At 55.8% G+C, this 11,328-nt stretch carries 11 protein-coding genes, 1 tRNA gene and 1 pseudogene; 4 read left to right on the top strand and 9 right to left on the bottom strand.

What is annotated here, in order from left to right; all coding sequences use genetic code 11:
• Positions 1-51: 51 nt before the first annotated feature.
• Entirely contained in the window at positions 52-273 is a 222-nt protein-coding gene (cspD, locus tag HVX72_RS13715; RefSeq protein ID WP_042284847.1) for a cold shock-like protein CspD, read from the bottom strand.
• 149 nt (positions 274-422) lie between these two features.
• Here cspD and HVX72_RS22110 point away from each other — a divergent pair, with 149 nt between their 5' ends.
• The 3 genes from HVX72_RS22110 to clpA all read left to right on the top strand — a co-directional run bounded on the left by HVX72_RS22110 (position 423) and on the right by clpA (position 3,223).
• Positions 423-497, top strand: coding sequence for a hypothetical protein (locus tag HVX72_RS22110; protein ID WP_217968143.1), 75 nt, complete (start codon positions 423-425; stop codon positions 495-497).
• Between the two features lie 98 nt (positions 498-595).
• Positions 596-916: an ATP-dependent Clp protease adapter ClpS gene (gene clpS / locus HVX72_RS13710; RefSeq protein ID WP_042284844.1), complete on the top strand. Its 321-nt coding sequence runs from the start codon at positions 596-598 to the stop codon at positions 914-916.
• A gap of 30 nt (positions 917-946) precedes the next feature.
• Positions 947-3,223, top strand: a complete 2,277-nt coding sequence (clpA, locus tag HVX72_RS13705; RefSeq protein ID WP_181821607.1) for an ATP-dependent Clp protease ATP-binding subunit ClpA — start codon at positions 947-949, stop codon at positions 3,221-3,223.
• 364 nt (positions 3,224-3,587) lie between these two features.
• On the opposite strand, the gene HVX72_RS13700 is transcribed toward clpA, so the two are convergent.
• The 3 genes from HVX72_RS13700 to HVX72_RS13690 all read right to left on the bottom strand — a co-directional run bounded on the left by HVX72_RS13700 (position 3,588) and on the right by HVX72_RS13690 (position 5,377).
• A tRNA-Ser gene (locus HVX72_RS13700) sits at positions 3,588-3,675 on the bottom strand.
• A 147-nt stretch (positions 3,676-3,822) separates the two neighbouring features.
• A complete protein-coding gene (locus tag HVX72_RS13695; protein ID WP_181823281.1) occupies positions 3,823-4,500 on the bottom strand; it encodes an isochorismatase family protein in 678 nt (225 codons plus the stop codon).
• Positions 4,501-4,516: 16 nt separating this feature from the next.
• Entirely contained in the window at positions 4,517-5,377 is an 861-nt protein-coding gene (locus HVX72_RS13690) for a pirin family protein (protein WP_181821605.1), read from the bottom strand.
• Positions 5,378-5,486: 109 nt separating this feature from the next.
• Here HVX72_RS13690 and HVX72_RS13685 point away from each other — a divergent pair, with 109 nt between their 5' ends.
• On the top strand, positions 5,487-6,395 hold the full coding sequence (locus HVX72_RS13685) for a LysR family transcriptional regulator (protein ID WP_181821603.1): 909 nt from the start codon (positions 5,487-5,489) through the stop codon (positions 6,393-6,395).
• Positions 6,396-6,468: 73 nt separating this feature from the next.
• On the opposite strand, the gene infA is transcribed toward HVX72_RS13685, so the two are convergent.
• The 5 genes and pseudogenes from infA to cydD all read right to left on the bottom strand — a co-directional run bounded on the left by infA (position 6,469) and on the right by cydD (position 11,218).
• Positions 6,469-6,687, bottom strand: coding sequence for a translation initiation factor IF-1 (gene infA, locus HVX72_RS13680; RefSeq protein ID WP_001040187.1), 219 nt, complete (start codon positions 6,685-6,687; stop codon positions 6,469-6,471).
• Positions 6,615-6,982: pseudogene (locus tag HVX72_RS13675) on the bottom strand (hypothetical protein). Before HVX72_RS13675 ends, infA begins: the two are co-directional and overlap by 73 nt.
• Positions 6,983-7,687 (bottom strand): leucyl/phenylalanyl-tRNA--protein transferase, encoded by a 705-nt coding sequence (aat, locus tag HVX72_RS13670; protein ID WP_042288185.1) that lies wholly within the window; start codon positions 7,685-7,687, stop codon positions 6,983-6,985.
• A 42-nt stretch (positions 7,688-7,729) separates the two neighbouring features.
• Positions 7,730-9,451 (bottom strand): cysteine/glutathione ABC transporter ATP-binding protein/permease CydC, encoded by a 1,722-nt coding sequence (cydC, locus tag HVX72_RS13665; protein WP_181821601.1) that lies wholly within the window; start codon positions 9,449-9,451, stop codon positions 7,730-7,732.
• Positions 9,452-11,218: a cysteine/glutathione ABC transporter permease/ATP-binding protein CydD gene (cydD, locus tag HVX72_RS13660; protein WP_181821600.1), complete on the bottom strand. Its 1,767-nt coding sequence runs from the start codon at positions 11,216-11,218 to the stop codon at positions 9,452-9,454. It lies immediately after the preceding gene.
• Between the last annotated feature and the right edge of the window lie 110 nt (positions 11,219-11,328).

The raw sequence follows: 11,328 nt of genomic DNA, 5'->3' as shown, positions 1-11,328 counted from the left end.
CCGATCGGGCTGGCATTTTATCTGCGGGATGTACACAATGAGACAGTAGAGCTATGCAACAGCTTCTGCCTCGATGGGCACGATGACGCTGGCGTGATTGCCTTTTGGCCCCTGGTGTACATCAAACTGGACAGACTGTCCGGCTTTTAGCGTTCTGTAACCATCCATCTGAATGGTGGAATAATGAGCGAAAATATCTTCGCCGCCGCCTTCAGGGCAGATGAATCCAAACCCTTTGGCATTGTTGAACCACTTAACAGTACCCGTTTCCATGCTTCGACATCCTTCGTGAATCTTTATAAGTAAGATGGAATGAACCGGTGGTGGAGTGGGGGCTGTATAAAACCTCGCCAACTCTCAAAACTACAATTTAGAGAAATCAGGCCAGGCGTCAAGCGTTTGACAGGGTAGTTTGGGTAAAAATGAATCAAAAATTTGAAGCAGTTAACGCTATTTGCCGTAATGTGACAGATGTCGCGGATGCCAGTGATAGATGATAGTTATCTGTTACTTGAGGTAGATTGATAGTGCAAATCCGCTCCCGTCAGCGGCAGTCCAGACTGCCGGTAACCGTAACCGAAGATGACGACTGACAATGGGTAAGACGAACGACTGGCTGGATTTCGACCAGCTGGCGGCAGATAAAGTGCGCGACGCGCTAAAACCGCCATCTATGTATAAAGTGATATTAGTCAATGATGATTATACTCCGATGGAGTTTGTTATTGACGTGTTACAGAAATTCTTTTCTTATGATGTAGAACGTGCAACGCAACTGATGCTTGCGGTTCACTATCAGGGCAAAGCCATCTGCGGCGTGTTTACCGCGGAGGTCGCTGAGACCAAAGTGGCGATGGTGAACAAATATGCAAGGGAGAACGAGCATCCGTTGCTGTGTACGCTGGAAAAAGCCTGAATGCAGGCATAAAAATTGGGGGAGGTGCCTATGCTCAATCAAGAACTGGAACTCAGTTTAAACATGGCTTTCGCCAGAGCGCGCGAGCACCGTCATGAGTTTATGACCGTCGAGCACTTGTTACTGGCGCTGCTCAGTAACCCCTCGGCCCGCGAAGCGCTGGAAGCGTGTTCCGTGGACCTTGTGGCGCTCCGTCAGGAACTCGAAGCCTTCATTGAACAAACCACACCCGTTCTGCCTGCCAGTGAAGAAGAACGCGATACGCAGCCGACGTTGAGTTTTCAGCGCGTGTTGCAGCGCGCGGTTTTCCACGTACAGTCTTCCGGACGCAGCGAAGTGACTGGCGCCAATGTACTGGTTGCCATCTTTAGTGAACAGGAGTCTCAGGCGGCCTATCTGCTGCGCAAGCACGAGGTGAGCCGTCTCGATGTGGTCAACTTTATTTCTCACGGTACGCGTAAAGATGAACCGGGTCAGACTTCTGACCCCGGTAATCAGCCGAATAGTGATGAACAAGCTGGCGGGGAGGAACGTATGGAGAACTTCACCACTAACCTTAACCAGCTTGCACGCGTTGGCGGTATCGATCCGCTGATTGGCCGTGAAAAAGAGCTTGAGCGCGCCATTCAGGTGCTGTGCCGCCGTCGTAAAAACAACCCGCTGCTGGTGGGGGAGTCTGGCGTCGGTAAAACAGCCATTGCCGAAGGACTCGCCTGGCGTATCGTCCAGGGCGACGTGCCGGAAGTGATGGCTGATTGCACTCTCTACTCGCTGGATATCGGTTCGTTGCTGGCGGGCACCAAATACCGCGGCGACTTTGAAAAACGCTTTAAAGCGCTTCTTAAGCAGTTAGAACAGGACACCAACAGCATCCTGTTTATCGATGAGATCCACACCATAATCGGCGCCGGCGCGGCATCGGGTGGCCAGGTGGATGCGGCAAACCTGATCAAACCGCTGCTGTCCAGCGGCAAAATCCGCGTGATTGGCTCGACCACCTATCAGGAGTTCAGCAATATTTTCGAGAAAGACCGCGCCCTGGCGCGTCGCTTCCAGAAAATCGATATTACTGAGCCGTCTGTGGACGAAACGGTACAGATCATCAATGGCCTGAAGCCGAAGTACGAAGCACACCACGACGTTCGCTACACCGCGAAAGCGGTACGCGCAGCGGTGGAGCTGGCGGTGAAATACATCAACGACCGTCATCTGCCGGATAAGGCGATTGACGTTATTGATGAAGCCGGCGCGCGTGCGCGACTGATGCCCGTCAGCAAGCGTAAGAAAACCGTCAACGTGGCGGATATCGAATCGGTGGTGGCGCGCATTGCGCGTATTCCGGAGAAAAGCGTTTCGCAGAGCGATCGCGATACGCTGAAAAATCTTGGCGATCGCCTGAAAATGCTGGTCTTTGGTCAGGACAACGCCATTGAGGCGCTGACCGAAGCCATCAAGATGAGCCGCGCGGGTCTGGGACACGAGCATAAGCCGGTCGGTTCCTTCCTGTTCGCCGGTCCGACCGGGGTGGGGAAAACCGAGGTGACGGTGCAGCTCTCTAAAGCGCTGGGGATTGAACTGCTGCGCTTTGATATGTCCGAGTATATGGAGCGCCACACCGTTAGCCGTCTGATTGGCGCGCCTCCGGGATACGTTGGCTTTGATCAGGGCGGTCTGCTGACGGATGCGGTGATCAAGCATCCTCATGCGGTGCTACTGCTCGATGAGATCGAGAAAGCGCACCCGGACGTCTTTAACCTGTTGTTACAGGTGATGGACAACGGCACGTTAACGGACAACAACGGGCGTAAAGCGGATTTTCGCAACGTGGTGCTGGTGATGACCACCAACGCTGGCGTGCGGGAAACCGAGCGTAAATCGATTGGCCTGATTCATCAGGACAACAGCACCGACGCGATGAGTGAAATCAAGAAGGTGTTTACGCCGGAGTTCCGTAACCGTCTCGACAATATTATCTGGTTCGAGCACCTCTCTACCGAGGTGATCCATCAGGTGGTCGATAAGTTCATTGTCGAGTTGCAGGTTCAGCTGGATCAGAAAGGCGTTTCTCTGGAAGTGAGTCAGGACGCGCGTAACTGGTTGGCTGAGAAGGGCTACGACCGGGCGATGGGCGCACGTCCAATGGCGCGCGTGATTCAGGACAACCTGAAAAAACCGCTGGCTAACGAGCTGCTGTTTGGCTCGCTGGTGGATGGCGGCCAGGTGACCGTCGAACTGGATAAAGAGAAAAATGAGCTAACCTACGGCTTCCAGAGTGCGCAGAAGCACAAGCCGGAAGCAGCGCATTAATCTCTTTTGCATAATGAATAAACCGGGCGTGAAAAAAGCCCGGTTTTTTTATGCCCGTTCGCTGCGCGTCCGGTCTGTCCAACGGGCTTCGCCCGTTGTCGACCCCGGTCGGGGGTTCTCATCCCCCGGAGTGTGCAATAGGCGAAAAAAAAGCCCGTACTTTCGTACGCGCTCTTTCTTAAATATGGCGGTGAGGGGGGGATTGACTCGCTTCGCTCGCCCTGCGGGCAGCCCGTTCGCTGCGCGTCCGGTCTGTCCAACGGGCTTCGCCCGTTGTCGACCCCGGTCGGGGGTTCTCATCCCCCCGGAGTGTGCAATAGGCAAAAAAAAAGCCCGTACTTTCGTACGCGCTCTTTCTTAAATATGGCGGTGAGGGGGGGATTCGAACCCCCGATACGTTGCCGTATACACACTTTCCAGGCGTGCTCCTTCAGCCACTCGGACACCTCACCATATTGTATTGCTGCCTGACCGCTTGGGGGGCAACGGGGCGCTACTATAGGGAGTTGCGCGAAAAGGGTCAAGCAGTATTTACGCTTAACATCTTATTTGGTTACACAGTGAGCAGTAGCCCCGACGGCAGGCGCCGGGGCTGACTTTTAACGCTGAGAATCCAGCGTTTCGTTATGCTTCACCACATCCTGCGCCTTGCCGTAACTTTCAATCAACAGTTGATACGCCGGGAAGACATGGGTATACACTTCAGCCCATTCCGCCGCATCCTCACGGTTCCAGGTCCCCTGAAGCTCAGATGCCACTGCCGCCGTGTCCATTGGCACAACGCCCGCCTGGACGACACGGGCAAGGGTGATCTCCTGGGCCATTTTGCTGTAGGTTCCGGAGGCATCGATCACCGCAAACACTTTATAACCTTCGGCTACGGCGCTGATAGCCGGAAATGCCATGCAAACGCTGGTAATGGTGCCTGCGATAATCAGCGTTTTCCGACCCGTCGCTTTGACAGCATCGACGAACCCGGCGTTATCCCAGGCATTAATTTCCCCTTTACGCGCGACATACCTGGCGTGCGGCGCGTTAGCGTGAATTTCCGGGATCAGCGGCCCGTTCGGCCCCTGCGGAACAGAGGCCGTGGTGATCACCGGCATCTTCGCGAGAGTCGCCATTTTCGCTAACGCCGCCGCGCGGGCGCGCAGTTCCGGCATGGGCATATCACCGACCGTCTGAAACAGGCCACTTTGGTGATCGATTAACAACATAACCGCATCGTTCACATCAATAACCGGGCGTGCGCCATTAAAATTTGCTGGACTGGACATCATCTTCTCCTTCAATTCAGATTTGGCCGAAGTGGCCAGTGTTAAAATCGCGAACGGCTTGCGCGATTTCCTGTTTAGTGTTCATTACAAAGGGACCGTAACCGACGATCGGCTCATTTAACGGCTCTCCTGACAGCAGAAGGACGCTGGCATCGCTGTTGGCTTCCAGGTGCAGCGTTTCGCCTGTCTGACTGAGCACCACCAGCTGCGCTTCACCGACTGTGGTCGTGCCATTCACCGTGATCGTGCCTTTCAGAACGACCAGCGCAGTACTCCAGCCATCCGGCTGCGTCAGCGTGACCGGATGCGCCTGCTTAAGTCGCATATCCCACACGTTGAGGGGTGAAAACGTATGCGCAGGCCCTGTAAATTGCCGGTATTCGCCGGCAATCACCCGTAACGTACCGGCGTCATCGGGTAATCCGGCGACGGGAATCTGTTCACGGGTGATGCTCTGGTAGCCCGGCGCCGCCATTTTGTCTTTGGCAGGAAGATTCACCCATAGCTGGATCATCTCCAGTTCACCGCCTTTACGGGTAAAGGCATCTGAGTGATACTCTTCATGCAGGATACCCGCGCCGGCTGTCATCCACTGTACATCGCCGGGACCGATAATGCCGCCGCGTCCGGTAGAGTCCCGGTGCTCAACTTCGCCGTTGTAGACGACAGTGACGGTTTCGAACCCCCGGTGGGGATGCTCGCCCACGCCACGTTTTTCAGTACCGGGCGTAAAAGTGTGCGGACCGGCGTAATCCAGCAGCAGGAACGGGCTTAACTGCTGCGCATGACTTTGGTAAGAAAACAGCGAGCGAACCGGAAATCCATTGCCAACCCAGTGCGGGCGAGGCGCGGTATAGACGCCTGTCACCTGTTTCATCGTAATCTCCTCATTGGCGTTGTCTTGATGTCAATAAGCTTATATTTAAGACAACGAGCAGAGTAGTCGCTAAAATGGCCTTCATCGTTCTATAAATGAGACAATAAGAATGAAGCCGGATCTCAATGATTTTGCGTGGTTTGTGCATGTGGTCGAGCAGGGCGGATTTGCCGCCGCGGGGCGTGTACTGGATGAACCGAAGTCCAAACTCAGTCGCCGGATTGCGCAACTGGAAGAGCAACTGGGGGTGCGGCTTATTCAACGAACGACACGGCAGTTTAATGTCACCGAAGTCGGACAGACGTTTTATGAGCATTGCAAAGCGATGCTGATAGAAGCGCAGGCGGCGCAGGACGCCATCGCCGCATTGCAGGTGGAACCACGCGGAGTGGTCAGGCTGACCTGTCCGGTTACGCTGTTGCATGTCCATGTAGGCCCCATGCTGGCAAAGTTTATGGCCCGCTACCCCGAGGTGACGCTGCAACTGGAAGCGACCAACCGACGCGTCGATTTGGTTGCTGAAGGCGTGGATGTTGCGATCCGTGTGCGGCCGCGACCGTTTGAGGACAGCGATCTGGTGATGCGGGTGCTGGCCGATCGGGCGCATCGCATCTTTGCCAGTCCAGCGCTGACGGCGAGGATGGGCGTCCCTGTCTCTCCGGCTGAATTAACGCGCTGGCCAGGACTGAGTCTTTCTGCTGGAAAACATATTCATCGTTGGGAACTCTATGGCCCACAAGGCGCCAGGGCGGAGGTTCATTTTACGCCACGCTTAATTACCACTGACATGCTGGCACTACGCGAAGCGGCGGTAGCTGGCGTCGGCGCCGTGCAACTGCCCATGCTGATGGTAAAAGAACAGCTTTCTGCCGGAGAGCTTATTCCTTTACTGGAAGGGTGGGAACCGAGAAGGGAAGTGATTCACGCCGTTTTCCCGTCGCGGCGTGGCCTGCTGCCGTCCGTTCGGGCACTGGTGGATTTCTTAACAGATGAATATGCGCAGATGACGGAAGAATGAAAATCAGCGTAGACAAAAAAGGCCGGATAAACCGACCTTTTCTCATCTGTACGCCATTGAGGCGTGAAAACAATCAGCGACTACGGAAGACAATGCGGCCTTTGCTCAGGTCGTACGGGGTCAGCTCAACAGTCACTTTGTCGCCCGTCAGGATGCGGATGTAGTTTTTACGCATTTTACCGGAGATGTGTGCAGTAACCACGTGACCGTTTTCTAACTCTACGCGGAACATGGTGTTAGGTAACGTTTCGAGAACGGTACCCTGCATTTCAATATTGTCTTCTTTGGCCATCTAATCCTCTGGGGTATCACTACCGTAATTTGAACCGGCAAGATAATGCCGAAGTTCTTTAAATAAGTAAAGATTTGTACGTTTAAAACGCTGCAAACGAGATTTGGCGCATTACTCCGGATTGCTTCTGAAACACACGACAAAGTCGCACGTGAAGCGCAACGTATAAGGGAGCGATGAGATAAACGATGGGCGTTACCTGACGCGAATGGATCCTTAACGGCAGCGGGGTAATGGGCTAAACCTTCTCTGCGCGGCAATTATAACACCCTGATAAAAAATGTGCCGAAAACATTCACGTCTGAGGCAAAAATAACGTCCGCGGCACCCAGAAATGGCTGGGTAAACGTAACTGACGTAAGGTGTCGAGATGATGCAAATATGTTCTGCGCGGGATTTCAACGGCGCCCAGCGATTGGGTGTGATCGTTCAGCACCTGGCAGTCGAGCAGTTTGCCGCCTTCCCGGATAAATTCTGCGCAGAATACCAGCAGCGCGGTTTTCGACGCGTTTTCCCGGCGGCTGAACATTGACTCGCCGCAAAATAACGCCCCTTGCGAAACGCCGTACATGCCGCCGACAAGCTCATCGTCGCGCCAGACCTCAACGGAGTGGGCGTGTCCTAATTCATGCAGGCGCTGATACGCTTCGACAACGGCTGGCGTGATCCAGGTGCCTTCGTCACGATCGTTCGCGCAGCCTTCGATCACCTGACCAAAGGCATAGTTCAGCGTAACACGATAAGGTGAGCGTTTATGAAAGCGTTTCATGCTGCGGCTGAGATGAAACGTTTCCGGCCAAAGCACCGCGCGCGGATCGGGGGACCACCACAGGATCGGGTCGCCCGGAGAAAACCACGGAAAAATACCGCGCTGGTAGGCCATCAGCAGACGTGCCGGGCTGAGATCGCCGCCAAGCGCCAGCAGACCGTTTGGCTCACGTAGAGCGCCTTCCGGCGAAGGGAAGGCTATTGAGTGACGAGATAGCTGAACCAGCCGCATGACAGCAGAACTCCACTACGCATAAGATCGTTAAATAATAGCTTACAGACCTTGCTTGAACTGGTAATAACGACCCTGCATGGCTAACAGATCTGCGTGATTACCTTGCTCAATAATTTGCCCATTGTCCATGACTATTATCCGATCGCATCGCGCCAGCCCGCGCAGGCGATGGGTCACCATCAGCACCGTTTTTTCACGCATTACTTCAGCCAGTAATTCCAGCATCTGGCTTTCGGTGGTCGCATCCAGCCCTTCGGTTGGTTCATCCAGCAGCATTAACGGCGCGTCATGCAGCAGCGCTCTGGCGATGGCGAGACGGCGAAGTTCGCCGCCGGACAACTGGCGACCGCCTTCTCCTAACCAACTGTTAAGGCCAGCATCCTCAAGCAGTTTTTCCAGACCCACGCGACGCAGCGTATCTGCAAGCGAGTCATCGCTGGCATCAGGCGCCGCCAGCAGCAGATTGTCGCGCAGGGTGGCGCTAAACAGATGTACGCGCTGCGGCACGACGCTCATGGTTTTGCGGAGCGTCGCTTCACTGAACGCAGAAAGGGGGAGATCGTTAATCAAAATCTCGCCCTGTTGCGGATCCCAGGCGCGGGTCAGCAGTTGCAGCAATGTGGATTTACCGCATCCGGTACGGCCCAGAATGGCGATATACTCGCCGGGTTTGACCGTAAGAGACAAGGAATCCAGCGCGTTTTGCGCCTGCTCCGGGTAGCGGAATGACACATCACGCAGGGTCAACGCCACCCGCGCGGGGACGCTAAAGTCACTTGCCGGGAAGGTCACTTCCGGCTTTTGCTCCGTCAGCTCGGTAATGCGCAATGCGGAAGCGATCACCTGCCCCAGATGCTGAAAAGCACCGGTCACGGGCGCTAAGGCTTCAAAGGCCGCCAGCGCACAGAAGACAAACAGGGCGATCAGCGCGCCAGGTTGCGCATTTCCGCCTACGCCGCCGGAGGCCATCCACAGCATCAGCAGGATAGCCAGCGCGCCAATCAGCAACATTAGCGCCTGAGAAAGCGCCGTCAGCTCTGACTGGCGACGCTGCGCTTCGTGCCACTGCAATTCCGTGGCTTCCATCTGCGCGCGATAACGTTCGCTTGCGCCGAAAAGGGTTAGCTCGGCCTGACCCTGTAACCACGCGGTGAGTTGCTGGCGATACTGACCGCGCAGATGCGTGAGATGATGTCCGGTCGCTTTACCCGCGCGATAAAAAGCGGGCGGCATGATAAACAGCGTCAGCAGCATAATGCCGCCAAGGGTGAAGGCGAGGGTAAAATCCAGTACGCTCAGGCCGAGCGTGACCACCATGATTACCACGAACGCGCCCACCAGCGGCGAAATAACCCGCAGGTATAGGTGATCCAGCGTATCCACATCCGCCACCACCCGGTTCAACAGTTCGCCCTGACGATAACGCGCCAGCCCGGCAGGGGAGAGAGGAAGCAGCTTGCTAAACGTGTAAATACGCAGATGCTGCAATACGCGGAAGGTGGCGTCGTGGCTGACCAGACGCTCGAAATAGCGCCCGGCGGTACGGGTAATCGCCGCACCGCGAACGCCCGCCGCAGGCAACATGTAGTTAAAGCTGTAAATACCGGCAAAGCCCGCCAGCGCGGAGGCGGAGAGGAACCAGCCGGAGAGCGTCAACAGGCCAATGCTGGCGAGCAGCGTGAGGATGGCAAGGGAAATCCCCAGCGTTAACATCCATTTGTGACGTTTATACAGCGTCAGATAAGGCAGCAACGCGCGCATTTAAATCTCCTCCTGACGATGGGCTAACAGTGTCGCAAACGCGCCCTGCGCTGCGCTGCGCTCGGCCCAGGAACCCTGTTCGACAATCTGTCCGTCCTGCATCACCAGTATGGTGTCCCAGTCGGCAAGATCTTCAAGCTGATGGGTAACCATCAGCGTTGTCTGGCGTTTGGACGCCTCTTTCAGCGCCTGCATGACCCGCTGTTCACTGTGCGCATCCAGACTGGCGGCCGGTTCGTCGAGCAGCAGCAATTGACACGGGTTGAGCAGGGCGCGAGCCACGGCCACACGTTGTGCCTGGCCGACGGACAAACGACCAGCCTGATCGCCCACCGGCGTGTCGATTCCCTGCGGCAGCAGCGGCAGGAACTCACTTACCCACGCGCTGTCGAGCGCGGCGCGCAGCTCCTGCTCGCTGGCCGCCGGGCGCGCCAGAAGCACGTTTTCACGCAGAGTAGCGGCAGGCAGTTGGGGATTTTGTCCCACCCAGGAGATCTGCCGGCGCCAGGATTCCGGGGCCAAATCACGCAGCTCTACGCCATTGACGCGTAGCGATCCTTGATACGGCAGGAATCCCGACAGCGCATTCAGCAGCGAACTTTTGCCAGAACCGCTGCGCCCCACCAGCACTGCGCGCTGCCCGGGAACGAGGCTAAAGTTCAGCGGTCCTGCCAGCGGTTTGCCTTCCGGGGAGGTAATGATGAGATTTTCGGCGGTAATTGAAACGGGCTCTTTCGTGGAAAGCTCAACCTCGCCACGTTCCGGATGAGCAAGGGGTGTTTCCATAAACGTTTTCAGGCTGTCAGCCGCGCCGACCGCCTGCGCTTTGGCATGGTAAAACGTACCGAGGTCGCGCAGCGGCTGGAAAAACTCGGGGGCAAGAATCAGCGCGAGGAAACCCGCCGTCAGCGTCACGCCCGCGCCGTAGTGCCCGAAGTCCAGCTCGCCCAGGTAAGAGAAGCCAAAGTAAACCGCGACCAGCGCAATTGAGAGCGAGGTAAAGAATTCCAGTACGCCGGAAGATAAGAAGGCCAGACGGAGCACCTCCATGGTGCGCTGGCGAAAGTCCTGTGACGCCGCGCGAATACTGTCTGTTTCTGCTTCGCCGCGTCCAAAAATACGCAGGGTTTCCATGCCGCGTAGCCGATCGAGGAAATGGCCGCTCAGACGCGCCAGCGCCAGAAAATTGCGTCGGTTCGCATCGGCTGCGCCCATGCCGACCATCGCCATAAACAGCGGAATCAGTGGGGCGGTTCCCAGAAGAATAAGCGCAGCAACCCAGTTAGAGGGGAAGATGGCCGCCACAATCAGCAACGGTACGCACACTGCCAGTGCCATTTGTGGCAGGTAGCGGGCGTAGTAATCATGCATGTCGTCAATTTGTTCCAGCACCAGCGTGGCCCAACTGCCCGCAGGCTTTCCCTGGATCCATGCCGGACCGGCCTGTTGCAGACGATCCAGCACCTGACGACGGATCTCGAAGCGAATATGTTGTCCCGCGTGGAACCCGACCCGTTCCCGTAGCCATACGACCCACGCGCGTAGCACGAACACCAGAACCAGGATAACAAAAGGCATCAGAAGCGCCTCGCGGGGGATATTTTCCATGATCATGTGATGTAAAATGCGGGCCATGATCCAGGCCTGGGCGACGATCAACACGCCGCTCACGAATCCCAGCAGACGGGAAATCATCAACCAGCGTTGGGAAATGACGCTTTGCTGTTTTAACCAGCGAGTTAGCTCTTTTTGACGGGTTTTATTCATTGCGCGCTTTGCAGGTGAGTTGTCAGTATTTTTCGGCAGGGCAATGTTACAACGCGGCAAAAATAAAGGCGACTTATAGTCGCCTTATTTACTTTTGTTACTGATTTGTA

This window comes from Citrobacter sp. RHB21-C05 (genome assembly GCF_013889015.1).
Lineage (GTDB): Bacteria > Pseudomonadota > Gammaproteobacteria > Enterobacterales > Enterobacteriaceae > Citrobacter_A > Citrobacter_A sedlakii.
This window is presented reverse-complemented; position numbering and strand designations above follow the sequence as displayed.

What these genes read in the sequence shown, in the direction of transcription:
- HVX72_RS13695 (WP_181823281.1), bottom strand. Translation starts at nt 4,500, where the DNA reads ATGTCCAGTCCAGCAAATTTTAATGGCGCACGCCCGGTTATTGATGTG.
- cydC (WP_181821601.1), bottom strand. Translation starts at nt 9,451, where the DNA reads ATGCGCGCGTTGCTGCCTTATCTGACGCTGTATAAACGTCACAAATGG.
- cydD (WP_181821600.1), bottom strand. Translation starts at nt 11,218, where the DNA reads ATGAATAAAACCCGTCAAAAAGAGCTAACTCGCTGGTTAAAACAGCAA.
- infA (WP_001040187.1), bottom strand. Translation starts at nt 6,687, where the DNA reads ATGGCCAAAGAAGACAATATTGAAATGCAGGGTACCGTTCTCGAAACG.
- clpS (WP_042284844.1), top strand. Translation starts at nt 596, where the DNA reads ATGGGTAAGACGAACGACTGGCTGGATTTCGACCAGCTGGCGGCAGAT.
- cspD (WP_042284847.1), bottom strand. Translation starts at nt 273, where the DNA reads ATGGAAACGGGTACTGTTAAGTGGTTCAACAATGCCAAAGGGTTTGGA.
- clpA (WP_181821607.1), top strand. Translation starts at nt 947, where the DNA reads ATGCTCAATCAAGAACTGGAACTCAGTTTAAACATGGCTTTCGCCAGA.
- aat (WP_042288185.1), bottom strand. Translation starts at nt 7,687, where the DNA reads ATGCGGCTGGTTCAGCTATCTCGTCACTCAATAGCCTTCCCTTCGCCG.
- HVX72_RS13690 (WP_181821605.1), bottom strand. Translation starts at nt 5,377, where the DNA reads ATGAAACAGGTGACAGGCGTCTATACCGCGCCTCGCCCGCACTGGGTT.
- HVX72_RS13685 (WP_181821603.1), top strand. Translation starts at nt 5,487, where the DNA reads ATGAAGCCGGATCTCAATGATTTTGCGTGGTTTGTGCATGTGGTCGAG.